At 56.2% G+C, this 22,933-nt stretch carries 20 protein-coding genes and 2 pseudogenes; 18 read left to right on the top strand and 4 right to left on the bottom strand.

What is annotated here, in order from left to right:
• The first annotated feature begins 33 nt into the window (after positions 1 to 33).
• The gene (locus NKH99_RS14790; protein WP_353014467.1) at positions 34 to 771 is read left to right on the top strand and encodes a polysaccharide deacetylase family protein; all 738 of its coding nucleotides are present in this window, start codon (positions 34 to 36) and stop codon (positions 769 to 771) included.
• On the opposite strand, the gene NKH99_RS14785 is transcribed toward NKH99_RS14790, so the two are convergent.
• Together NKH99_RS14785 and NKH99_RS14780 are read right to left on the bottom strand one after the other, a co-directional pair.
• On the bottom strand, positions 772 to 1,161 hold the full coding sequence (locus NKH99_RS14785; protein ID WP_353014466.1) for a DUF427 domain-containing protein: 390 nt from the start codon (positions 1,159 to 1,161) through the stop codon (positions 772 to 774). It lies immediately after the preceding gene.
• Between the two features lie 125 nt (positions 1,162 to 1,286).
• Entirely contained in the window at positions 1,287 to 1,673 is a 387-nt protein-coding gene (locus tag NKH99_RS14780) for a hypothetical protein (protein ID WP_353014465.1), read from the bottom strand.
• A gap of 175 nt (positions 1,674 to 1,848) precedes the next feature.
• Between NKH99_RS14780 and NKH99_RS14775 the strand changes: the two genes are divergently transcribed.
• Both NKH99_RS14775 and NKH99_RS14770 read left to right on the top strand, forming a co-directional pair.
• Positions 1,849 to 3,477, top strand: a complete 1,629-nt coding sequence (locus NKH99_RS14775) for a fatty-acid--CoA ligase (RefSeq protein WP_353014464.1) — start codon at positions 1,849 to 1,851, stop codon at positions 3,475 to 3,477.
• A gap of 83 nt (positions 3,478 to 3,560) precedes the next feature.
• Positions 3,561 to 4,346 (top strand): DUF1499 domain-containing protein, encoded by a 786-nt coding sequence (locus tag NKH99_RS14770; protein WP_353014463.1) that lies wholly within the window; start codon positions 3,561 to 3,563, stop codon positions 4,344 to 4,346.
• 13 nt (positions 4,347 to 4,359) lie between these two features.
• Here NKH99_RS14770 and NKH99_RS14765 read toward each other — a convergent pair whose 3' ends face one another.
• Entirely contained in the window at positions 4,360 to 5,268 is a 909-nt protein-coding gene (locus NKH99_RS14765) for an MBL fold metallo-hydrolase (RefSeq protein ID WP_353014462.1), read from the bottom strand.
• A gap of 114 nt (positions 5,269 to 5,382) precedes the next feature.
• On the opposite strand from NKH99_RS14765, the gene NKH99_RS14760 reads away from it, so the two are divergent.
• The 14 genes and pseudogenes from NKH99_RS14760 to NKH99_RS14695 all read left to right on the top strand — a co-directional run bounded on the left by NKH99_RS14760 (position 5,383) and on the right by NKH99_RS14695 (position 19,249).
• Positions 5,383 to 5,973: a biotin transporter BioY gene (locus NKH99_RS14760; protein ID WP_352503745.1), complete on the top strand. Its 591-nt coding sequence runs from the start codon at positions 5,383 to 5,385 to the stop codon at positions 5,971 to 5,973.
• Positions 5,974 to 6,088: 115 nt separating this feature from the next.
• Positions 6,089 to 6,313 carry a hypothetical protein gene (locus tag NKH99_RS14755; protein ID WP_353014461.1) on the top strand — a complete coding sequence of 75 codons (225 nt, stop codon included), beginning with the start codon at positions 6,089 to 6,091 and terminating at the stop codon, positions 6,311 to 6,313.
• Between the two features lie 114 nt (positions 6,314 to 6,427).
• The gene (nusG, locus tag NKH99_RS14750) at positions 6,428 to 7,018 is read left to right on the top strand and encodes a transcription termination/antitermination protein NusG (RefSeq protein ID WP_353014460.1); all 591 of its coding nucleotides are present in this window, start codon (positions 6,428 to 6,430) and stop codon (positions 7,016 to 7,018) included.
• A 146-nt stretch (positions 7,019 to 7,164) separates the two neighbouring features.
• Positions 7,165 to 8,484 carry a UDP-glucose dehydrogenase family protein gene (locus NKH99_RS14745; RefSeq protein ID WP_353014459.1) on the top strand — a complete coding sequence of 440 codons (1,320 nt, stop codon included), beginning with the start codon at positions 7,165 to 7,167 and terminating at the stop codon, positions 8,482 to 8,484.
• Positions 8,485 to 8,524: 40 nt separating this feature from the next.
• Positions 8,525 to 9,802, top strand: a complete 1,278-nt coding sequence (locus tag NKH99_RS14740) for a sugar transferase (RefSeq protein WP_353014458.1) — start codon at positions 8,525 to 8,527, stop codon at positions 9,800 to 9,802.
• A gap of 142 nt (positions 9,803 to 9,944) precedes the next feature.
• Entirely contained in the window at positions 9,945 to 11,039 is a 1,095-nt protein-coding gene (gmd, locus tag NKH99_RS14735) for a GDP-mannose 4,6-dehydratase (protein ID WP_502900048.1), read from the top strand.
• Between the two features lie 21 nt (positions 11,040 to 11,060).
• On the top strand, positions 11,061 to 11,819 hold the full coding sequence (locus NKH99_RS14730; protein ID WP_353014456.1) for a glycosyltransferase family 2 protein: 759 nt from the start codon (positions 11,061 to 11,063) through the stop codon (positions 11,817 to 11,819).
• Between the two features lie 50 nt (positions 11,820 to 11,869).
• On the top strand, positions 11,870 to 13,219 hold the full coding sequence (locus NKH99_RS14725; protein WP_353014454.1) for a hypothetical protein: 1,350 nt from the start codon (positions 11,870 to 11,872) through the stop codon (positions 13,217 to 13,219).
• 61 nt (positions 13,220 to 13,280) lie between these two features.
• Positions 13,281 to 14,504: an MATE family efflux transporter gene (locus NKH99_RS14720; RefSeq protein ID WP_353014453.1), complete on the top strand. Its 1,224-nt coding sequence runs from the start codon at positions 13,281 to 13,283 to the stop codon at positions 14,502 to 14,504.
• Positions 14,505 to 15,130: 626 nt separating this feature from the next.
• Positions 15,131 to 15,877: a class I SAM-dependent methyltransferase gene (locus tag NKH99_RS14715; protein ID WP_353014452.1), complete on the top strand. Its 747-nt coding sequence runs from the start codon at positions 15,131 to 15,133 to the stop codon at positions 15,875 to 15,877.
• Positions 15,878 to 15,936: 59 nt separating this feature from the next.
• Positions 15,937 to 17,103 (top strand): glycosyltransferase, encoded by a 1,167-nt coding sequence (locus NKH99_RS14710; RefSeq protein ID WP_353014451.1) that lies wholly within the window; start codon positions 15,937 to 15,939, stop codon positions 17,101 to 17,103.
• A 5-nt stretch (positions 17,104 to 17,108) separates the two neighbouring features.
• The gene (locus NKH99_RS14705; RefSeq protein ID WP_353014450.1) at positions 17,109 to 17,651 is read left to right on the top strand and encodes an LbetaH domain-containing protein; all 543 of its coding nucleotides are present in this window, start codon (positions 17,109 to 17,111) and stop codon (positions 17,649 to 17,651) included.
• Positions 17,652 to 17,653: 2 nt separating this feature from the next.
• Entirely contained in the window at positions 17,654 to 18,622 is a 969-nt protein-coding gene (locus NKH99_RS14700) for a glycosyltransferase family 2 protein (protein WP_353014660.1), read from the top strand.
• Between the two features lie 67 nt (positions 18,623 to 18,689).
• Positions 18,690 to 19,249: pseudogene (locus NKH99_RS14695) on the top strand (class I SAM-dependent methyltransferase).
• 527 nt (positions 19,250 to 19,776) lie between these two features.
• On the opposite strand, the gene NKH99_RS14690 reads toward NKH99_RS14695, so the two are convergent.
• The gene (locus tag NKH99_RS14690) at positions 19,777 to 21,483 is read right to left on the bottom strand and encodes a hypothetical protein (RefSeq protein WP_353014449.1); all 1,707 of its coding nucleotides are present in this window, start codon (positions 21,481 to 21,483) and stop codon (positions 19,777 to 19,779) included.
• An 839-nt stretch (positions 21,484 to 22,322) separates the two neighbouring features.
• On the opposite strand from NKH99_RS14690, the pseudogene NKH99_RS14685 reads away from it, so the two are divergent.
• Positions 22,323 to 22,933: pseudogene (locus tag NKH99_RS14685) on the top strand (IS66 family transposase); the annotation flags it as partial.

Raw genomic sequence — 22,933 nt, 5'->3', positions numbered from 1 at the left:
CAACTTTGATCCGGCCGACCTGGAAATAAATCGATGCGCCTGTTCCAAAAGTATTTTTGCGCCGTTGCGATATCGCTGTGGGCTGTCTCTCCTGGCAACGCCCAGTTGCTCGTCGCACCGACGCTGCACATCAAGGCCGAGGCGGGCGGCGGCCGCGTCGCGCTGACGCTCGATGCGTGCGGCGGAAGGACCGACACACGGATTCTCTCGGCGCTGGTGGAAAACAAGATTCCTGCCACCATTTTCGTCACCGGCATCTGGCTGAAGCACAACGCCGCCGCCGTCGAGATCATGCGGGCGCATCCCGAACTGTTTGAATTGGAAAACCATGGCGGCCGCCATGTCCCGGCTGTCGACACGCCGCAAAAGATCTACGGCATTCGCAGTGCCGGCAGCCCGCAGGCCGTGCTGGCCGAGGTCGAATCGGGTGCTGCCGCTCTTGCTGTGACCGGCGAACCGGCGCCGAAATGGTTTCGCGGCGCAACCGCCGAATACAGCCCATCGGCAATCGCGATGATCCGCAAGCTTGGTTTCAAGATCGCCGGATTCTCGATCAACGGCGATGGCGGCTCATTGCTCGGCGCAAAAGAGACCGCCCGGCGCATTGCCGCGGCGAAGGACGGCGACGTCATCATCGCTCACATCAACCAGCCGACCCATGCGGCTGGCGAAGGCGTGGTGCAGGGACTTCTGACGCTGAAGGCCAAGGGCCTCACCTTCGTGCGTCTCGACGACGCCGACGGCATCGGCGATGAAGGCACCACCGACTGATCAGTCGGGCGTGGCCTCGATGGTCACCTTGTTCGGATAGAACGCGCCGTGATCGCGAATGTCTGCCATCTCGTCGAACGGCCGCTCATAGGCCCACATCGCATCCTTGCCTGCATCGCCGGCGGGCAGCACGCTCCAATAGCTGGCATCGCCCTTATAGGGGCAATGGGTCGAGTGTTCGGTCTTGCCAAGCTGCTTGAAGTCGATGTCGCCGAACGGAATGTAGAAAACGGGCGGATAGGGAGGTTCGGTCAGCACCTTGACCTTGCTGGTCGAGGCGATAACGACATCGCCGGCGCGCACCGTCACGGTGCCCTTGTAAGGCTCGACGGTGATCACCTTGTCCGGATTGCGCTGAAAGCCGGGTGACGGATTTGCGATCTGGTCCATATCGGATCTCCTTGCCTCTACCCCAAGATGTGTCTGGCAAGCGCGTTGCGCAAGACCTGCAAGCCACCGGCGGGCATCGCCCCCGGCTGGCAGTCTTGCGCTTTCCTCCGGTATCGCGCCTAAAATCAGGCGGCGGCCTGGAAAGCGTCCATCAGCCCGGCATAGGCGGCGGCAATCCCGGCCACCGGATTGGTGCTTTTCGAGGTGGTCTCGACCTTCAAAGCACCGCCGTTGGTCGGCAAGGTGAGCAGCAGAAACTGGCGATTGCCGCCATCGCCGACCGATGCGGCGGCGACGTGCTGGGCTTCGCCCTCGTTCACGACGCACATCTTGAACAAGAGCGTGCCGCCGACAGCTTCGAGGGCGCCGCCGACGACCTCGACGAATTCATCTTCGGAAACGGTTTTGGCGTCAGGCACCAGATCGGCCTGCGCGACATCGGCGGCCACCAGATCGGCCAGGCTTTCGGCAAGCGTATTTTCCAAGGCTTTGTCGTCGAGCTGCGCGTCCATGCGAACCTCTTTCATTCGCCAATCGCGCCCCGCCGTTAATCAACGTTAACGCCGAGCATGGCCGGATTGTGGCGAATTCGGCCTCAATTGGCTCCATGCCCCGCTCCAGCCCGATCCTGGCTGGACAATCCGCCGGTTCGTCCCACAATGGCGAAAAAATAACGGGAGGAACAAGATGCTCGGGCTGATGCAGGAATGGCCGCTGCTTTGTTACAAGCTGATCGACAATGCCGAGAGGCAGCACGGTAGCCGCGAGATCGTGTCGCGTTCGATCGAGGGGCCGATCGTGCGCAGCACATATGCCGAAATCCATGATCGTGCCCTGAAGGTCGCCGAGCGGCTCGAGCGTGACGGGTTCGGGCTTGGCGACCGCATCGCGACCCTGGCCTGGAACACCGCGCGCCACATCGAGGCCTGGTACGGCATCATGGGTGTCGGTGCCATCTATCACACGCTCAACCCGCGGCTCTTTCCCGAGCAGATCACCTGGATCATGAACAATGCCGGGGACAAGGCGATCTTCGTTGACCTGACCTTCCTGCCGCTGCTCGAAAAGATCGCCGGCGCGGTCAAGTCGCTGGAGCAGGTTATCGTGCTGACCGACAACGCGCATATGCCGGAGACTGCGCTGCCCAATGTGGTTGCGTACGAAGAATGGCTTGCTGAAGCCGACGGCAACTTCGCTTGGAAGACTTTCGACGAAAACACCGCCGCCGGTATGTGCTACACCTCGGGCACCACGGGCGATCCGAAAGGCGTCCTCTACAGCCATCGTTCGAACGTGCTGCACGCCATGATCGAAGCGATGCCCGACGCCATGGGCCTGTCGTCGCGCGATACCGTATTGCCGGTCGTGCCGATGTTTCACGCTAACGCCTGGGGCCTTGCCCAGAGCGCGCCGATGATCGGCGCCAAGCTGGTCATGCCCGGCTGCAAGATCGATGGCGCTTCGATCTACGAGCTGCTCGACACCGAGAAGGTGACCTTCAGCGCCGCCGTGCCGACGGTGTGGATGATGCTCCTCCAGCATCTGGAAGAAACTGGCAAGAAACTGCCCTATCTGCAGAAAGTCGTCATCGGCGGCGCGTCCTGTCCACGCGCGATCACGACGAAGTTCCAGGACAATTACGATGTCCAGGTCGTCCACGCCTGGGGCATGACCGAGATGTCGCCGCTCGGCACGCTGTGCACCTTGAAGCCGGATTACGCCGGGCTGAAGGGCGAGGCTCGCCTCGCCGTCCAGCAGAAGCAGGGCTTTACGCCGTTCGGCATCGAAATGAAGATAACGGATGACGACGATAACGAGCTGCCATGGGACGGCAAGACCTTCGGCCGACTCAAAGTCCGCGGGCCGGCCGTCGCGCGCGCCTATTATGGCGGCATCGGATCCGAACAGTTTGATGAAGACGGCTGGTTCGATACCGGTGATATCGCGCATATCGACCCCGGCGGCTACATGCAGATCACCGATCGCGCCAAGGACGTGATCAAGTCGGGCGGCGAATGGATCTCGACCATCGAGCTCGAGAACCTCGCTGTCGGCCATCCCGACGTGGCGGAGGCCGCCGCCATCGGCATTCCGCATTCCAAATGGGGCGAGCGGCCTTTGCTCGTGATCGTACGCAAGCCGGGCAGGGAGCCGACCAAGACGGAGATTCTCGCTTTCATGGACGGCAAGGTGGCGAAGTGGTGGATGCCGGACGACGTCGCTTTTGTCGGCGAAATCCCACACACGGCTGCCGGCAAGATCCAGAAGATTACCTTGCGCCAGCAATTCCGGGATTATCACCTGCCGACGGATTGACCGGAGATGCGGCGTCTTTGCGCCTTCAAGCCGGCGCTGAAAGGCACTATGCGTGTGTTCGGGTTGGGGCAGCGCGGAAACCAATGACGGGAATTCCCGAGCGACAGACGTCGAGGGCTGCCAGCTGGTCGCGGCGCACCGGCGCGTTTTCGGCAGTCCTGCTGCTGACCGCTCTCATCGGCCATCGCTATGATCTCGTCGAGACCCAAGCTTTCCTATGGGTGCTTGGCATTGTCGCCTTGCTGGCTGCGTTTGCGCTTCTGTTCGCCGGGTTTGCCTTTGCGCGATTGTGGAATTTCGGTGATCGCGGCGGCCATGACCTGACCGCCGGCGCCTTGCTGGCGATTCTGGTGCTCATCCCTTACGGCGTCGCGGCCTATTGGGTGGCCACCTATCCGCCGCTGCGCGACATCTCGACGGATCTGGACGACCCACCGGTGCTCGATATTTCCACCCGGACAAAGGATATGAACGAGCTTTTGCCGCCGACACCCGGCGAGCAGCGCCTGCAAATCGAAGCTTATCCGCTTGTTACCGGACGCAGCTACACCTTGCCTTTCGATCGCGTTCTGGAGGCGGTCAAAACGGTGCTCGATCGGCGCGGCTGGCAGCTCACGGCGCCGTTTCCAGACGCAGCAGGGCAAAGCGACGTGACGGTCGATGCGCTGGCCAAGGGCTTGCTGCTTGGTCTTCCCGCCGATGTCGCCATCCGCGTGACCGACGACGGCGATGCGGTCATCGTCGATATGCGCTCGGCCTCGCGTTACGGCCGCTACGACGTTGGCGACAATGCAGCGCGCATCACCGATTTCCTTTCCGAACTCGACCAGGAAGTCGCCGGCCAGGTGGGCGTGGCGCCGGCGGAATGATATCCGAAGTGTGCTAGGGTGCCGGCGAATAGATGCCGTCGATAGCCGGCTCGCCGTCGGTGTGGACCAGGCCGCGCGCCACCAGATCTTCCAGATGGGCAAGCACCGACAGGCCGGCCGCGCCATGGAGGCGCGGGTCGGTGTCTCGATAGATCGCCTCCACCATGTCCTTGATTGTCCGGTCGCCGCTGTTGATCCGCTCCAGAATTGCGCGTTCGCGCATTTTGCGATGCGTTTTCAATCCGCGCATGAAGCTGCGCGGCTCGGTCACCGGCCCACCATGACCGGGCAGCAGCAGCCGGTCGTCACGTTCGATCAGCCGATCGAGCGATGTCATGTACTCGGCCATCGCGCCATCCGGCGGTGCGACGATCGTGGTTGCCCACGCCATGACGTGATCGGCCGAGAAAAGGATGCCGGTTCCCTCCAGCGCGAAGGCCGCGTGATTGGCGGTATGGCCGGGCGTCAGCACCGTCCGGATCGCCCAGCCGTCGCCGTCGATCACCATATCATCCGGCAGCGCGACGTCTGGAACGAACTCGATGTCGGCGCTGGCATCGAGCGGATTGACCTCGCCGGTGCGCAACGGCCGCGCCGGGCGATGCCGGCCCTCCGCCAGAACCACCGCACCCGTATGCTGCTTCAGCCGCGCCGCCAGCGGCGAATGGTCGCGATGCGTGTGGCTGACGAAGATATGGCTGACCGGCCTGGTCCCGATCGCTTCGAGCAGTGTTCTAAGATGTGCCTCGTCATCCGGTCCGGGATCGATCACCGCCACCGTCTCGCGACCGACGATATAACTGTTGGTTCCGTGAAAGGTGAACGGGCTTGGGTTCGGGGCCGTGACGCGTTGAATACCAGGCGCAACGATCACGCCCTTGCCATAGGACGGTTCGAAGCGTGTGTCGAATTTCAGCGCCATGCGAACGTCGCGACCTTTTTTGGGGCGAGGGCAAAACCGATTGCCGCATAGCACGGAAGCCAATATAGGAAAACGCAAGGCCGCGTTCGGCGGCAATCCGGAACGGGGAAGACCATGGCAATTGCAACGACGATGCGTCCGCTTATTTCTCTCGCTCTGCCTGAAAAGGGCGCGGCCCGGCTGGCAGGACAGCTTTTGCTGGCGATCGCCGGAACGCTGCTGTTGATCTTGTCTGCCAAGACCAAGGTCATGCTCGGACCGGTCGATATCTCGATGCAGACGCTCGCCGTCTTGCTGATCGCTGCCGCCTTCGGCATGCGCCTTGGCGTCGCCACGCTGCTTCTCTACATGGCTGAGGGCGCGCTGGGGCTTCCGGTCTTCCAGAGCACGCCGGAAAAGGGCATCGGCATCGCCTACATGCTCGGTTCGACCGGCGGTTATCTTGCCGGCTTCGTCGTCATGGCGGCGATCGTCGGCTGGGCTGCCGACCGTGGCTGGGATCGCCATCCTATCAAGCTCTTCAATGCCATGCTGGTGGCCGAGATCGTCATGATGGCAATGGGCTTTGCCTGGCTGGCGCTGTTGATTGGCCCGGAAAAATCCTGGCAGTTCGGGGTGGTGCCCTTTATCGTCGGTGATCTGATCAAGGTTGCGCTTGCCGCGAGCCTGGTGCCGGCTGTCTGGTCGCTGTTGAAGCGTTCGTGAAGCCGGTCGAGCGGAACTTAAGCCAAAAACGGACCTGCATGTTGCACCGCTGTCACCAACCTATTGCCTGAACCCATGACTCGATGGCAACCTGTTCTGCGCGACAATCTGTCGAATGGTTTTCGCCGTAGTTGGTGTGGCCGTGCAGGATCTTTCTCGCTGGCGGCTGGCTTCTAGCGCGACGCCATTCGTCACATTAGCTTTAAGTCGACGGACTAAGTACCAGAACCAACGGGCGATTCGTCACGACCAGCGTAACCAAGCACCTACGTATGGAAATAAATTGCTCGACATAGCATCTCAGCCAGCTGAAAAAGAAAGCGGCTCGGTGATTATTTAGGCACAGCTAAATTTCTGGACAATGTGTAGGAAATTCTTAACCCAACCGCCTTGACTTTAGTGGCTTGGTTGCTTGCTGGTATCCACACACTGTCGTAACCGTTGACCTGAGATCATGTCGCCGACCGCCGAAGGAAGACACGTGAGTAGCGCGGAAAAAACAACGAGCAAGGCAACAGCCCTGTCGCGTGGGCCGACCGCCGCGCCGGCAACGCGCTGGTATGCGGCCAGCGTCTTTCCCGGAAAGGAGCATGTCGCTGAGCGGCATCTCCGGATCCAGGGATTCGAGCCCTTTGTGCCTCGCTGCGAGAAAACCGTGCGTCATGCCCGGCGGCTCGAAACACGGTCCGCAGCTTATTTCCCGGGCTATATGTTCATCGCCCTTGACCTCGGACTGCAACGTTGGCGCTCGGTCAATGGAACATTCGGTGTGCGTTCCCTCGTTACGCAAGGCGACCGGCCTTTGCCGGTCCCCTCGGGTCTGGTCGAGCGTTTCATTGCATTGACCGGTGAGGACGGGCTGCTTGATTTCAGTGGAGGCCTCGCAGCCGGTGCCTCGGTCCGAATCCTTTCAGGCCCTCTCGCGGATACAATCGGTCGCCTTGACCGGCTCGATCCAGCTGGACGAGCCCGGGTTCTGGTGGCCATCATGAATGGCGAAATCCCTGTCGACTTGGATGCCAGGGATCTCGTAGCAATCGCGTAGCCGCAAACATCAAGGCGGCACCGTGATGTAAATTGTTATAGGATGCGCTCTCGGGTTTTCACCCGGGAGTGCGGTAGCCGTCGTTCGGTGGGAAATGGGCGCTGTCTGCGAGATCGTCTCATCGGCGCTGATTGAGGGTACGCGGTATGCGAATAACAATGATTGGTGCCGGCTATGTAGGGCTCGTCTCGGGCGCCTGTTTCGCCGACTTTGGCCATCAGGTCTGCTGCGTCGACCGGGATGCGGAAAAGCTTGCCATGCTCAAACTTGGTAAGATACCGATCTATGAGCCAGGGCTCGACGACCTCGTCACCACCAACGCCGCGCAAGGCCGCTTGCGTTTCGATGACAATCTGGCCGATGCGGTTTCTCAATCGGATGTGGTCTTCATAGCCGTGGGCACGCCGTCACGGCGTGGTGACGGGCACGCCGATCTGTCCTTCGTCTACGACGCGGCCGCTGAAGTCGGCCGCGCGCTCAAGGGATTTACGGTCGTGGTGACGAAATCGACCGTCCCCGTCGGTACCGGCGATGAGGTGGAACGGATCATTCGCGAGCAAAATCCGGCCGCCGATTTTGCGGTGGTCTCCAATCCGGAATTTCTTCGCGAAGGATCGGCGATCGAGGACTTCAAGCGGCCCGACCGCATTATTGTCGGCACCGATGCCGAACGGGCCAAGGCGGTCATGGGCGAGATCTATCGGCCGCTCTCGCTGAATGCCGCACCGATATTCTATACGAGCCGGCGTACGGCGGAGCTCACTAAATACGCCGGCAACGCGTTTCTGGCCATGAAGATCACCTTCATCAACGAAATTGCCGATCTCTGCGAGCGGTTGGGGGCCGATGTGCAGGACGTCGCGCGCGGCATCGGCATGGACAACCGCATCGGCGCAAAGTTTCTTCATGCCGGGCCGGGCTATGGCGGTTCCTGTTTCCCGAAAGATACGCTGGCACTGGTCAAGACCGCGCAGGACGCGGCAAGCCCCGTGCGGCTGATTGAAACGACGGTCTCGATAAACGACCAGCGCAAACGGGCGATGGCGCGCAAGGTGGTCGAGGCCTGCGGCGGATCTGTGCGCGGCAAGGCCATCGGCATCCTTGGCCTTACGTTCAAGCCGAACACCGACGACATGCGCGACGCGCCCTCATTGGCCATCATTCAGGCACTCAAGGACGCGGGCGCTTCGATCAAGGCCTACGATCCGGTCGGCATGGAGCAGGCGCGCAAGATGATCGAAGGCATTGAATTCGGGGAAAGCGCCTACGCGGTGGCCGACGGCTCGCATGCGATCGTTATCGTCACCGAGTGGAATGCGTTTCGGTCGTTGGATCTCAAGCGGCTCCGTGCACTCATGGCGACGCCGGTGATGGTTGATCTGCGAAATGTCTACCGCGGCGAGGACGTCGTTAGGGAAGGCATAGCCTATTCGAGCGTCGGCCGAGAGCAGCATCCTGTCCAGTGAAAGTCCAGGTTTTCATGGGGCCCGATTCGCGGGATTCAAATTGATCGCCACCACCGTCCATTTACCCAACAAACGGCATCTCCTGCTCCGGATGCGCTTTCAGCTGCTTGGCGGATTGACATTCGCGATTCTGCTGCCCGCGCTGATCCGTATGTCGGTCGATCAAGACGTTATCCTGTACTCAAACTTACAGGTTACGATAATTGCGGCGCTCATTGCGCACACCACCGGCTACTTCTTTTACAAACGCATCGGCAATTTCCCAGGCGTGGCCGCCGCTGGTTACATCCTGCCAACCTTCGCCCTGACTTACGGCCTGGTGTTCGCGACGATCTTCTTCTTCAGGTTCGACTATAGTCGGTTCCAGGCCGCGGCGAGCTTCATTCAATCGACATTGTGGTATTTTGGTTTAAGCTTGGCCACGCGGCGGCTCGATGCACACCGGCTGGCGATAATTCCTGGCGGAGACGTCGACAGGCTGGAGAGCATACCGGGCGTTAACTGGCACAGGATTCTTTCGGCTGACACGGTCGTCGAGCATGCGACCGGCGTGGTAGCCGATCTTCGAGCTGACCTCTCAGATGAGTGGGAGCGGTATATTGCCGACCGCGCGCTTTCGGGAACACCGGTCTATCACGTCAAACAAATAAGCGAGTCGCTCACAGGCAGGGTAGAGATCGAGCATCTTTCTGAAAACACTCTAGGCTCCTTGAATCCAAACCAGGCTTACCTGAAAATTAAGCAGGGGATAGACTGGGCTGCTGCGTTATTTGTGCTGGTTGTTTTCTCGCCATTGCTGTTGTTCGTGGCGATTTCCGTAAAGATCGATTCGCCTGGACCGGCGCTATTCAAACAGAAGCGAATGGGCTACAGAGGGCATCCCTACGAGGTCTACAAGTTTCGAACGATGAAGCTCAGCGACACGGCTGTTGACGAGAAGGAAGCGGCCATCACGAAGGCTGGCGATACACGCATCACCCGTTTCGGGCAATTCTTGAGAAAATCCAGAATCGACGAGTTGCCGCAGGCCTTCAACATCCTGCGCGGCGAGATGAGCTGGATCGGACCGCGGCCGGAAGCACTTGTATTGTCGAAATGGTACGAGGCGGAGCTGCCATTCTATCGCTACCGTCACATCGTGCGGCCTGGCATTACCGGATGGGCGCAAGTCAACCAGGGCCATGTTGCAGCCGTGGACGACGTTCTCGAAAAACTTCACTACGACTTCTACTACATCAAGAATTTCTCCCCTTGGCTCGACGCGCTGATCGTGTTTCGAACCATCCGAACCATGCTGACGGGATTTGGCGCGCGTTGACAAGGCGGCAAAGATCGGCCGCTCACGAGCTTCGCAGGATGGGGATAGCCACCAGCTTTTTTGAAATGGTATTTTTTGCAATGCCTAAGGTTATGCTGATCAGCGTTGAAAAATACCGTCGTATCGACCTCGGAGAAGCACAATGACTAGGAAGACCGCGCTCATTACCGGCATCACCGGCCAGGACGGCGCCTATCTGGCGGAACTTCTCTTGGCAAAGGGCTATGATGTCCACGGCATCAAGCGGCGGTCGTCGTCGTTCAATACGGGTCGTATCGATAATCTCTATCAGGATCCACATGAAAAGAACGTAAGGCTCTCGCTGCACTATGGTGACATGACCGATGCCACCAACCTCATCCGCATCGTGCAGGAAGTGCAGCCCGACGAGATTTACAATCTCGCGGCACAGTCGCATGTCCAGGTGAGCTTCGAGACCGCGGAATATACGGCGAATGCCGATGCGATCGGCACATTGCGTCTCCTGGAAGCGATCCGGCTGCTTGGCCTGACAAAAAAGACGCGTTTCTATCAGGCATCGACGTCCGAGCTCTACGGCAAGGTTCAGGAGATCCCGCAACGCGAGACCACGCCTTTTTATCCGCGGTCGCCTTATGCCGCGGCAAAGATTTATGCCTACTGGATCACCGTGAATTATCGAGAGGCCTACGATATCCATGCCTCTAATGGCATCCTGTTCAATCACGAGAGCCCAATGCGCGGCGAGACATTCGTCACCCGCAAGATCACGCGCGCGGCTGCTGCAATCAGCCTCGGCCTTCAGGACAAGCTCTACCTTGGCAATCTATCGGCTGAACGGGATTGGGGGCACGCCCGCGATTACGTCGAAGGCATGTGGCGAATTCTTCAGCATGAAGTTCCCGACGACTATGTCCTTGCAACCGGCATAAAGAATTCGGTCCGCCGCTTTGTCGAGCTTGCATTTAAGGAGGTCGGGATCGAGATCCGGTGGACTGGTTCCGGCATTAAGGAAAAAGGCGTTGATGCAAAATCAGGCGCCGTTCTGGTCGAGGTCGATCCGCGTTATTTCAGGCCGACCGAAGTGGAGCTTCTGATCGGGGACGCCTCGAAAGCGGAGCGCGTTCTTGGGTGGAAGGCGACAACATCGCTCGCCACGATGGTCCAGGAAATGGTCCAGTCCGACCTCGAAACGGTCAGACAGGAATCCGAACATCGGCGCCTGGACGAGGATCGCATTCGCGTTGCGGCACAGTAAGCGGCGTTGGGCGGGGTCGACATGAAAATCTCCGTCTTGACCGTCTGTTGGAACTCTGCGGCGACTATCAGGCATACGATCGACAGCTTCCTGGCCCAGGATCATAACGACAAGGAGCTGGTGGTCATCGACGGCAACTCGTCGGACGAAACGCTGGAAATTGTCCGGTCTTACCCACAGGACCAGATCCGGCTGGTCAGCGAGCCAGACTGCGGAATGTATGATGCCCTCAACAAGGGGCTGCGCCTCTATACCGGAGACGCGGTAGGCGTGCTGAATTCAGACGATTGCTTTCACGATCGTGCGGCGCTGGGACGGATCTCCGCAGGACTCGAACATGCCGACATCGTGCATGGCGACCTTGATTTCGTCGAAGACCATTTGAGCAAGCGGATCGTACGCCGTTGGCGTGCCGTGGCCCGACCCGTGAAGGGTTTTCGGACCGGATGGATGCCGGCCCATCCAACGTTCTATGTCAAGCGGAAGGTGGCGGACGTGGTCGGTGCATTCGATCTCAGCCTCAAAGTGGCATCGGATTATGACTGGATGTTGAGAGCCGTTGAGGTTCACGGATTCCAGACCGCTGCGACCGGCCACGTGTTGGTAGACATGATGGTTGGCGGAGCCAGCACGCGAAGTCTTGCCTCTCACATAGGCCACAATCTCGAAGCGCTGCGGGCACGCCGGCGTTGGCTCGGATCGGGTCCGGTTGACTATGCACTTGTCGCAAAACCTGCGCGCAAGCTGAAGCAGCTGGTATCGATAAGGAGAGGGAATTGACGGAATTGAAACCACTGCCAGAAGTATATCCAACGAGTGTCTTCAGTTAGATGGTAGCAACCTATGTTACAATTGCTATATTTACTCTGTGCAACGCAGTTCCCTTCGTCGTTGAGCGTAGCAAGCAGATATTCCAGCCGATTAAGCTGTACGCGTGTGTTCAGGTACTTATTATGGTGCCTGCCATGATAATCGTTTCAAATTATCCGGAATACATTCAGCCAAGTGTATTCTCGGTCGTGGCGTCAGATTTTCAAGCAAGCTTAACTTGGACCATATTTTGCTACTCACTGTTGAATTTGACAATCTACACAGCTTATTATTCAAGCGTGGGAAGCTTCAATTCACTAGAAAACCTTAGGCGTTCGAGGGTACATCTTACCAACTTCGAGAGCATCGGCTCTATCATATTTTTTGTAGCAGTCGGCACCTTAGCTTTCTATGCCAAGATCAGGGCTTCGGGCGGACTCGAGTTCCTTTTGAGCAACGTCTCCCGGCGCGTAGAATTGCAATCAGGTTTAGGCCCGCTGAATTTTATAATCTCAAGTTCTTATTTGTTGGCTAACGTTGCTGCCACTCGGAGAGTGGCCACGAAGGGGGGCGTGATCAGTGGTCTCCTCCTTTTTTCTGCCTTTGTAACGGGAGCTGCAACGTCAAGCATTTTTGGCGGAAGAAAGGACACGCTCCAGCTGCTGCTAACGATAATCATGGTTGCGTCTCTGTCGAATCCGAAGTTTATGCGATTTAGTATCAAGAATATACTGGTACTGTCGGTGTTATATGCGTCAGTAATATTGTATTATTTTGCTGTTCTTATCTATAGGGACGCAAACTCGTTAGATGGTTTGACAGAAAACTTTCAAAATTTGGCGTCAATGACGCTAGATTCGTATAGTTCGCTAATAATTTCACTTAGCTACATAGATACTTACCTGTTCGCGACAAACTTCTTTAACTGGGGTAATTTCTATCTCGGAAGAACTTTTATTGATCTTACTACCGCCTTTTTGCCGAGTTCTCTATATGAATTTAAGCCACCTGTTGACGACGGGCTGTACATAAGAGCAGCAACTTTGGGATATCTCTTGGAGCCGGGTACACCAGCCGCTGACATCGTTCATAATTCGTGGCCGGGGGAGACACTTGGCACTGGATACATGAACGCCGGACTGGCAGGCGTACTGATCTCAGGCTGGTTCGTCGGCTATCTGCTAGCTAAGGGCTATGCCTATTCCATGAAGAACCCGGATTCGATAATCGGAATTGTGATTGTATGCAATTTGTTCCTAAATTTTGAAATGTCAAATCTTCGCATTGTGAACCTGATCTCTTCAGTCATTGGAGCAATTCTTGTATTGCTCCTGTACAAGGCAGCCAAGCAAGTGTTGCCCTTTATTTAGCCGTGGTGGTCGCCACCCGTGGCCGCGCAGCCTCGCTGTCGTCGCCGACCGGAACGAGTCATTGAAGAAAACAACCATCAATCTAATGGGGCAGGCAGTTTGGGCTGCATCCCAAGCCATTTGCATTCTCGTGCTCTCTCACCACAACATGGCCTCGACTATTGGGGTATACACGCTGGGGCTTTCGATATTTGCGCCGCTGTGCCTACTTTTCGGCCTGAATCTAAGAGTCGTTATGTCGCTCGAAAGCGTCGACGGTTCGGTGGTGTACGACGCACTGATATTGCGCGTCGCTGGTGTGCTTTTTTCGTATACGATGACGGCCTTGGTTATTTTCTCTTTGAAAGATACGGCATCATTTGAAAAATGGATTGCGCTCGCGTTGATAGCAGGACGGGTTGGGGACCAACTAAGCGACCTTATAATAGGAATATACCAACGCGACAATCAACAGGAGCGCATCGCACTCTCTTTTGCCGGCAGGGGCGTGGCAGGTATGGTGCCCTTTCTCGGGGTAATTTATCTCAGAGGAAGTTTCATCGAAGCCGCCATTCTCTCGTCGGCATGCGTGATTGCAACGTCTGTTCTGTTGGACGTCTACATGTCGATGCAACCTGGCCCTACATGGCATATGATTGGGCGAACAAGCTTTAAGAGAATACGCCGTCTTGTCATGGATAACCTTTGGGTAGGGATGTTTCCGGCGTTGGACAGCGTGCATACGAACTGCTTTCGGTTCGGCATTTTTCTCACAAGTTCCGCACAAATAATGGGCTTTGTCGGTGCGGCCCAGACATTGTTCGTCCCGTTCCAAATGCTGGCGACTGCGGTCGGCTTCATGTTTCTGCCAGAAGCGATAAGGGTTCACCGGAGTGGGAATAAAGCTGCGTACTCTATAAATATATTCAAAGGTATTTCCGTCGGGCTGGCCATAGGGGTGGCGTTTTTCATGGTCTCTGTATTTATAAGCGATCGAGCGCTCACCCTGGTGTTTGGGAATGCCAGCGTGGAGATGCGAACGGGACTATATTTGACGGCTGTCGCAATGATCCTCGTTCACTCATCGGGTTTTCTTGGATTGTCGGTCGTCGCTCGCGGCGCGACAAGAGTTTATACCACTGGTCCGATAGTAGGCATTCTGGTATTTGTCGTGCTTCTTGCGCCAGAATACCTCTTTGACGCTGGATCCCCTAACATCGGTCTGGCTGTAGCGGTCAGTTTCGCGGGAAGTGCCTTCGCCAGGTTGTCATTCTCCCTTGTGTATCTTTTTTTAAAAATGAGATGAGGAGAAATTCCTGTGCGTGAGATTCCGTTTATATTGATTGCCCCCCGGTTGGCGGCGTACTTTTGGAGAAGAATACTTGATTCAGTTTGGACCATCACCTACAGAAGCGCGCTAAGGCAATGCGGCAGAGGAACGACGATAGCACGCTTCGCCCGCATTGATCGACCTGGGTCTGTCACTCTTGGCTCGCGGTGCACGATCTCATGCGGCGTGGGTGCCTCAAGCGAGTCGCTTGGCAGTCAGCTTGTCGTTGGCGACGATGTAGTAATAAACGGCGCGGTTAGGATCGATTACACGGGGGGAATGTCAATCGAAGACGGAGCTTTCATTTCTGAAGGAGTGGTTTTGTATACACATAATCACGGATTTGACCCGAGATCAGACCCTGTTGCAATGAACAAGAGCATTGGAAGGGGGGCTTGGATAGGGGCTCGCGTGATCGTTCTAGCTGGTTGCCAGAAGATAGGTGCCCATTCAGTCATTGGCGCTGGAGCTGTTGTTACAAGGGACGTTCCCGAGGGCGCGATTATGGCTGGCGTGCCTGCGCGGATTGTTGGGACGGTCCCGAAGTCTGGGTAGCCGGTGAGAAGACAAAAGGTTCAATTTTAGCCAATTAAGGAGCGTAAATGCCGGGCAATGACACGTCCAACAGTAGTCTGCCGATGGTTGAACGACTGTATAAGCGGCTATATCGAGATCAATCGTTGAATGGAACTACTGCGTTCTACAACTGGATCCGTGCGGAGCTAAATCCGAATTTCAAGGCATTAAACATAGGTGCAGGTCCCTCGACACGGGATCCTCGAAGGGTATTGAGGGGCGAGGTCAAGGAGATCGTGGGGGTTGATATTGATCCAGCCGTTTTGCTGAACGAAGAGTTGGACAGGGCAGGGACAATAGTAAATGGCCAAATCCCCGAGGAAGACGGCTACTTTGATCTGGTTTTTGCAGACTTCGTTTTAGAGCACGTGGAGAACCCCGCAAGGTTTCTGAAAGAGGTGCACCGAGTGTTGAAGCCCGGATCCTCGTTTTACTTTCGCACTCCGAATTTATTTCACTATGTAACGTTGATCTCCGCAATGACCCCTCACTGGGTTCACTTGCGTGTTGCCAACGCGGCACGTGGAATGAATATGGATGCACATGAGCCCTGGCCTACCTTTTACAGGATGAACCGGCGTAAATCTCTTGAAAAGGCAACATTGGCTGCAGGTTTCTCCGGGATTGAACTCCGCATGATCGAGCCAGAGCCGTCTTACATGAGGCGGTCTCTTCCGCTTTTTTTGTTTGGTTCCGCGTATGAGCGCATCGTCAATAGTACTACTGCGCTTGAATCGCTACGCGTGAACATACTGGGCAAAGTAAAAAAATAACCCAGGTGTAGAGCGAGAACGGTGAATTGAATCCACGCGCTGCTAAAGAAGGATTGAGCTTGAGCATTCTTCAAATTGTGGCTTCTGTCGAATCTGAAGCCGCAGGCCCAAGTTATTCGGTCACACGGCTTGCATCGGCTTTGGCTGCTAGAGGGCTGCAATCGGGACTGTTTAGCGTTGGAAACTCATCCATGGCTTTGCGGGGTGGCGTTGATTGTCGTGTGTTCAAACAAGATTTTGGTTCTGTTCCTGTCCTTTCCAACTTGTACGTGTCCAGAGCCCTCCGGGCTGCTATTGATCGGTTCGCAACTGCTGGCGGGATCTTGCATACGCACGGTCTATGGCTGATGCCGAACGTGTATCCGAGTTGGAGTGCCCGACGGCATAGCCGGCCGTTACTTCTTTCTCCCAGGGGCATGCTTGGCTCTCCGGCTCTCGAATTTTCTCGTCGCAAGAAGATGATTGTCTGGCGCATCGCACAGCGCTCCGCGGTCGAAGTCGTGAGTTGCTTTCACGCGACTAGCGTCCAAGAGTACGATGATATTCGAAGGCTCGGATTTAAGGCGCCAGTTGCAGTAGTACCCAACGGAATCGACGTGCCGGCTCGGAACCAGAGCGTCACGGCCGATCAACCAAAATCCCAGGAGCAAATGGACACGGTCCTTTATCTCGGCAGAATTCATGCCAAGAAGGGAATTGACCGCCTTCTGGCTGCTTGGGCCCAAGTCGAGCGCCAGAACCCGTATTGGCGCCTTAGGGTAATTGGGCCACTAGAAGGCAGCTATCCAGCCGAACTGAAGGCAATGTCAGCAAGGCTGGGTTTGGAGCGAGTATCATTTGATGACGCTCTTTACGGTGAGAAAAAAGCCATGGCCTATCGGTCGGCGGATCTCTTCGTGTTGCCGACGCTCGATGAGAACTTTGGGATGGTGGTAGCTGAAGCCCTGTCAAACGGGGTGCCTGTTATTTCAACCAAAGGGGCTCCTTGGGCCGGATTGGATATTGAGGGCTGCGGGTGGTGGATCGACCACGGCATAGAGCCTTTGGTAAGAGCACTTAATGACGCGATGTCGATGCCCAGGAAGGTTCGAGAAGCGATGGGCGCACGGGGGCGCTCTTGGATGGAAAGGGATTATTCATGGGATGGTATTGGCGCTGAGATGGAGAACGTTTACCGGTGGTGCGATGGGCGAGCTGACCGACCGAAGTGCGTGATAATGGACTAAGTTCGATGTTACATAAAAGGTCGTTCAAATTAGCAGCGGTGCCGGCGCCGAGCGGAAGTGACAAGCTAAGACGTGCCCTTTGGCGATTAGTTGAGAGAACGGCTTACGGATGGTCTCCAACGCCGTTTCATCGATGGAGGTGCTTTTTGCTGCGGAGCTTTGGCGCGAAAATCGAAGTTGGCGCTCATCCATATCCGTCGGCGCGCGTTTGGGCACCGTGGAACCTGCGTATGGGAAGAGCAAGTTGCCTGGGTCCAGAGGCGACTTGCTACTCGGTCGCAGAAATTGCAATCGGCGATTACGTCACCATCAGTCAGGGCGCATATTTGTGTTCTGCGACCCATGACTATCGCGATCCCAATTTTCCTCTCGTCGTTGGCAATATCTCAATAGAGGATGGAGCATGGGTCGCGGCCGGCGCATTCGTCGGGCCGGGAGTGAAAATCGGGAAAGGTGCAATTGTAGGCGCGCGTGCTGTTGTTGTTAAGGATTTGGAGCCTGGAGTCGTGGTGGCTGGAAATCCGGCTCGACAGGTCGGGTCACGGTGAGCATGAGAGCCCCAGCTGAAGCCGAACCCTCGACCGTTCCGAGGCGGGAAATAAATAGGTCTCCTCACATCCATGCTCTCATTCTCACGAAGGATGAAGAGATTCACATTGGGCGGTGTATCGAGAGTCTTCTTGGTCGAGTGACAAGTATTACGGTCATTGATAGCGGATCCAGCGACAGCACTCGCAAGATAGCAGTGTCCTTGGGTGCGGTAGTAGTCGAGAATCAATGGGTGAATTATGCGACGCAAATGAACTTTGGCATTGATTTGTTGTCCGACAAGGGGGGTTGGCTGCTTCGCATCGATGCTGACGAAGTCCTTAACACAAGACAACTTAATAGTCTGGCTGACACTGTTTCAAAAGCGGCCGCTGACTGTGACGGAATACTTATCAAGCGACGCATCTATTTTCTAGGGCGTAGGATTCGGTTTGGCGGCATCGAGCCAAGTTGGCAGCTTCGGCTTTGGCGTAATGGACGCGGCAAGTGCGAACAGCGCTGGATGGATGAGCACATAATTGTTGAGCGCGGTGTCCAGAAATCCAGCTTAAGTCTGTCAGATTGTAATTTGAAATCGCTGACTTGGTGGATGTCGAAGCACAATTCCTACGCCTCGCGTGAGGCCGCAGATATTCTTAGTAAAAATATTAAAGAGTTTAATACAAAAGTCGACAAAGATAGGAAACTAAGTGCGCCAGCGGCAGTCAAGCGTTTTATGAAAGAGAAAATATATCTGAAAATGCCGACAACATTGAGGGCGTCTGCTTATTTCCTTTATAGGTACGCGATCTTGCTTGGATTTTTGGATGGAAAGCAGGGTTTATATTTTCACCTTTTGCAGGGCTTTCTTTACAGAACGTTGGTTGATGCCAAGGTAGACGAAATTATAGATCTGGCCAAAAAGACAAATATGTCACTTGAAGAGGCTATCAAGGATAGAACGGGGATCGATTTGCGGTCGGGTGTTTGAAGGCGAAGGTACCTTATATTATCAAGACGGAGTAGCACGACCATGGCTGACGAATGAAACATTGAATATGAATAATGACACCGCAGAGAAAAATAGCTCTCACCTAATATTAGAGCCCGCGGTTAAGCGCATCTTAGCCGAGACGAACTCGAAGCGAATTTTTGATCTGGGCTGCGGCAATGGCAGCGTTGCGAGCGAACTAAGCGAAAAATATTCCGTTGTTGGCATCGATGCCTCTTCCTCCGCCGTCGCAATGGCCAATCGCGCGTACCCAACCTCAAAATCGAGATTGGGTCGGCGTATGATGACCTGTCCGCTAAATATGGTACGTTCGACACCGTTCTTAGCCTCGAGGTCGTGGAACACCTCAACCCCTTATCATGGATACGTAAAAAATTTGGTGCTCGCGGTTACTGGGAAGATGGACAACCATTTCTGGGCTCTCTGGGACGGCGGCCATATTAAGTTTTGGTCCATAAAGACACTGGGAATGCTACTTGAAGAGGTGGGATTGGATATTGTCCGTTCGATCGAGTGGGCAGAATTCCGCCATTGGCAAAGAGTATGATAGCGATCGCCCCCAAACCAAATATCTCCCAGTTGGACAATGGAGCATTCAGCTCTTGAACCGCATTCGGCTCGGAGGAGTTCACGTTGACAGCAAGAGCTTGGATCGTAATATTCATTGTCGCGCTCCTCTTCGCTTTGGTTTTTGGAATAATTTCTATCTCTGAAATTAATAAGCGGATCGCCCGTGTCCCAAAAGCAGATGTTCCGACTGCTCCATTTACTGGAAGACTGTCTATCATTTCCATAAGAGATATCAGAGTGGGCGGTTACCACGTGGTTTTATGTGGCGTTTCGTCTGAGCCTCGCTTGGGGCCAGTGGGCTTAATAACCGCGGCTGCTCGAAAAAGTTACGAGCAAAGTGTCGTGACCTGCCGTCCTGTGGGGAGCGGCACGCCGTGCGACGGTAAAGTCGGTCTCAAGTTTGGCAGAGCCTTGGCCGTTCAGTGCTTTACGTCTTCAGGCACCGATCTTGCAAAGGAGTTCTCGGAGAAAGGGTTCCTGTGCCAGTTGCCTTCGCAGTCATGGGCAGGCTATGTGGCTTGCCCAAGCCAATGATGCAAGCCCTCGCGGAGGTGCGCTCACATCTAAATTGGTCGTGGCTGACCTTCAAAGATAGCTGTCCAATTGATCAAAGTTTCTCGCAAGCCGGTGACAGTAACCTCGATGGCATTCAGGTGTTGCGAAACCAACACCTGGGGAGGAGCTTCCATCGCAAAAGGATTATAGTCAGTTCCAATTATCTGTAAACTGACCAGAGTGCAGACAAAGCTGCTATTTAGGCACACTGCCCTGCGCGCCCCGGAGAAGACAATCTTACGGGCGCTGTCCACGCCTTCAATCACAATGTTGATCGTGGTTAGAGTATCGGTAGGTAGTTGGACAACCGTATGAAGCCCTCGTGCTTCACCCTCGATTGTCAGCGGCTTGCTCGAATTGGTCGTGGTCTGAGCACAAGTGCGGGGTTTGCCATATGCGAGATGGGTTGAGAAATTCGGGATTGGCTGGAAATTGGTCCCATGGGTGCAATTCTTCATCACCACGATAGAGCTTGCGCTCGTGCTCGGTCGGCTGACCCAGTCTGTTAGTACAAACGTGTTCTCCGCGAAGTGAACGTTCTCTAAAAAGAGAATCCCGGGAGAACCGCCGTCCTGGTTGCGGACAACGAAGGTTGGATTGGCGGCACCGTTGGTGGTCAGATGTGCATTGCGGACCGTGAGAATCCCCCCTATCTGTTCAAACATCGTGACGCTTTGATTTGGCTGTGCTTCGGTGAGGCCGTCAAAAACAACGCTCCCCGATCCGGTCATTTTGAGAAGTCGCTTGGTGCCTTGTTCGATTCGGACATTGCGGAAGCTGTTGACATAAAGATTGCTACCGATTGCAGCTAGTTCAAAGCACCAGTTGATAGTTCCACAGCCCGCGAGATTGCCGTTTCTCATATCGAGATTCCCGCCGCGTTCAAAAAGGGCGACCCGATCAATAAAATTGCAAGAGACGTGATCCAGAACGTAGTTGAGGCCCTGATCATTCATGACATGAATGAAGGTGTCGAGGTTCTGAACGACGCACTTTAGGAAATGCATACCGGCGCAAGTGGCATCGCCCCGGCTATTGGCAAACTTAATTGCGGTGCCGAAGTGCTGAAACGAGCATTCGACATAGAGACTTTCGCCAGACCCGAACGCTTTGGTCGTCTGGAGCCAGTGATGACATATGCCGGCGCGACTAGGAGCCCTCAGTGAAGGCTTGCCCACGAAAGAAAGTTGTTCGAAGAGCAGCCCGAGTTGCCCATCCAATTCCATCAGGGTGCCGCCGCTGGTGCCGTTCCATGCTATGGTCGATTTGGAACTCGCCGCTCTGGGCGAAAAAGCATTCGACGTCTCCATTCCCTGCCCACGCAGTGCCCCGCCGCCATAGGGTGTCAACGTAGGATATGCGATCGTTTTGTCGACGAGAACGGTACCTGCTGGGACAAAACCGTTCGGGCCGATCGCGATGACTGAAGCCAAGTCGCCGCCCACCATGTTCGGAGTGATGACCTCCTCCGCTAATTCCCACCATGCGCCATCGGCGCTTTGAATTTTGCCGTGATGTCTTGGTTCAGTATGCACTTTTCTATAGAGCGCGCCGCCGCCATCGCCGGATCGCGCGTACCCTGCTAGCCGCAGAAACTGTTTTGCCAATGGAATACTGGTGGCTTCTGCCACGGCTTTGCTGGCAAAATCTGCAACACCACTGGCCGAAATTGCAGCATCGGCCGCATCCATCACTTGTTGAAGCATTGCGTTCATATTCTCGGTTGATGCGATCCGGGCGGGCTCCCGATCGCCAGACAGCGGGGTCGCGGCTGAAGCTTGCGACACTGCAGCACCCCAACTAACACTCCATGGTGCTAACGTGACCCACCTTGCAAATAGACGGCGGGAGATGCTTTGCATGATCTCTTTTTCTCCAACAAGGTTCGGATTGCGGATTATGCCGCATCAATGGGCGCGATAAAATGACGGATATCAAATCTGGTCGTCTTGCCTGCCAATACGGCGCTCTCCGCGGTGTATAATGACGGTGCCGGCGCCTCTGCGTCAGTAAGCACCGTGTGGGCATGGTTGTGGGTCTTGGGAAAAGCATCGCCTGTCGTTTCAGAACAGTCTCTGCGGGGCGTCCAGGCTAACCTGATCTCCGATCCGTCCCGCGTCCCGGAGGGCCTTGGCTGCGCCCCGTCACGTGCGCCGGCCTGGCAAATGAGGACTAGACTAATCGCGCTCGCCAGCGGAAGTGATCGCTTTTGCCGATCTCCCCGCCAAGCACGCTGTTTTGTAAGACTGTATGTCCGCCCCTGCCCGTGAAGTGGCTCGCCCTACCTACGTCCTAGGGGTTGGGCGGGCCGAGCCGATCCTCATCACAGGAGGACGAGCCATCTCACGGGCAGAGGCGGACATACGGTCTTACGCCGTTTCGAAGTCGCTCAGTGGCTCTAATGGTGTCGAGCGAGGATGCGCTCGCCGACCGCGAAACATTCTATACGGCTTCGCGCGGCAAGACCGTCGTTTTGCGCTTCGCCATCGATCTCGATCGAGGGGCCGTTGTGGCGCACCAAGCCGCGCCAGATGGGGTCAGCTTGGCGCTTACGATCGCGCGACTGACGGCGGTGGTGAAGATGCTGGAGCGGTCGCGCTTCGGCAGCCGCTCCGAAAGATTGCGGGCCGGTGCGCTCAGCGAGGAGCAGTACGCTCTGGTCTTCGACGAGATCGAAACCGGCGTGGCGGCCATCCAAGCGCAGATGGAGAAGTCTGCGGGCGGCTCGAAAGCGAAGCGCGCCCCGCGCCCTCGCAAAGGCTTTGCGGCCCATCTCGAACGGGTCGAGGTGGTCATCGAGCCCGAAACGCCTGCTGGCTGCGAAGCGCTGGAAAAGATCCTGATCGGCGAGGACGTCTCCGAACGGCTCGATGTCACCCCGGCGAAGTTCCGGGTGATCGTTACGCGTCGCCCCAAATATGCCTACAAGGGTTGGGACGGCGTCATCCAGGCAGCCGCGCCCGCCCGCATCATCGAAAGCGGCATTCCGACCGAAGCGCTGCTGGCGCAGATCGCGGTCTCGAAATACGCCGATGGCCTGCCGCTCTACCGCCAGGAAGCGATCTATGCCCGCGATCAGATCGAGATCGACCGGTCACAGATGGCGCAGTGGATGGGCAAGCTCGGCTTCGAGCTCGAGCCGCTCGCCGATTACGCACTGGCTCG

Source organism: Mesorhizobium sp. M0854 (assembly GCF_040319815.1).
GTDB lineage: Bacteria > Pseudomonadota > Alphaproteobacteria > Rhizobiales > Rhizobiaceae > Mesorhizobium.
This window is presented reverse-complemented; position numbering and strand designations above follow the sequence as displayed.

Excerpts from the sequence above, each read along its gene's own strand:
- NKH99_RS14700 (WP_353014660.1), top strand. The coding sequence starts at position 17,654 with ATGAGAGCCCCAGCTGAAGCCGAACCCTCGACCGTTCCGAGGCGGGAA.
- NKH99_RS14775 (WP_353014464.1), top strand. The coding sequence starts at position 1,849 with ATGCTCGGGCTGATGCAGGAATGGCCGCTGCTTTGTTACAAGCTGATC.
- NKH99_RS14790 (WP_353014467.1), top strand. The coding sequence starts at position 34 with ATGCGCCTGTTCCAAAAGTATTTTTGCGCCGTTGCGATATCGCTGTGG.
- NKH99_RS14745 (WP_353014459.1), top strand. The coding sequence starts at position 7,165 with ATGCGAATAACAATGATTGGTGCCGGCTATGTAGGGCTCGTCTCGGGC.
- NKH99_RS14725 (WP_353014454.1), top strand. The coding sequence starts at position 11,870 with ATGGTAGCAACCTATGTTACAATTGCTATATTTACTCTGTGCAACGCA.
- NKH99_RS14755 (WP_353014461.1), top strand. The coding sequence starts at position 6,089 with ATGGTTTTCGCCGTAGTTGGTGTGGCCGTGCAGGATCTTTCTCGCTGG.
- NKH99_RS14780 (WP_353014465.1), bottom strand. The coding sequence starts at position 1,673 with ATGGACGCGCAGCTCGACGACAAAGCCTTGGAAAATACGCTTGCCGAA.
- NKH99_RS14705 (WP_353014450.1), top strand. The coding sequence starts at position 17,109 with ATGTTACATAAAAGGTCGTTCAAATTAGCAGCGGTGCCGGCGCCGAGC.
- NKH99_RS14765 (WP_353014462.1), bottom strand. The coding sequence starts at position 5,268 with ATGGCGCTGAAATTCGACACACGCTTCGAACCGTCCTATGGCAAGGGC.
- NKH99_RS14770 (WP_353014463.1), top strand. The coding sequence starts at position 3,561 with ATGACGGGAATTCCCGAGCGACAGACGTCGAGGGCTGCCAGCTGGTCG.
- NKH99_RS14760 (WP_352503745.1), top strand. The coding sequence starts at position 5,383 with ATGGCAATTGCAACGACGATGCGTCCGCTTATTTCTCTCGCTCTGCCT.
- nusG (WP_353014460.1), top strand. The coding sequence starts at position 6,428 with ATGTCGCCGACCGCCGAAGGAAGACACGTGAGTAGCGCGGAAAAAACA.
- NKH99_RS14785 (WP_353014466.1), bottom strand. The coding sequence starts at position 1,161 with ATGGACCAGATCGCAAATCCGTCACCCGGCTTTCAGCGCAATCCGGAC.
- gmd (WP_502900048.1), top strand. The coding sequence starts at position 9,945 with ATGACTAGGAAGACCGCGCTCATTACCGGCATCACCGGCCAGGACGGC.
- NKH99_RS14730 (WP_353014456.1), top strand. The coding sequence starts at position 11,061 with ATGAAAATCTCCGTCTTGACCGTCTGTTGGAACTCTGCGGCGACTATC.
- NKH99_RS14690 (WP_353014449.1), bottom strand. The coding sequence starts at position 21,483 with ATGAACGCAATGCTTCAACAAGTGATGGATGCGGCCGATGCTGCAATT.
- NKH99_RS14715 (WP_353014452.1), top strand. The coding sequence starts at position 15,131 with ATGCCGGGCAATGACACGTCCAACAGTAGTCTGCCGATGGTTGAACGA.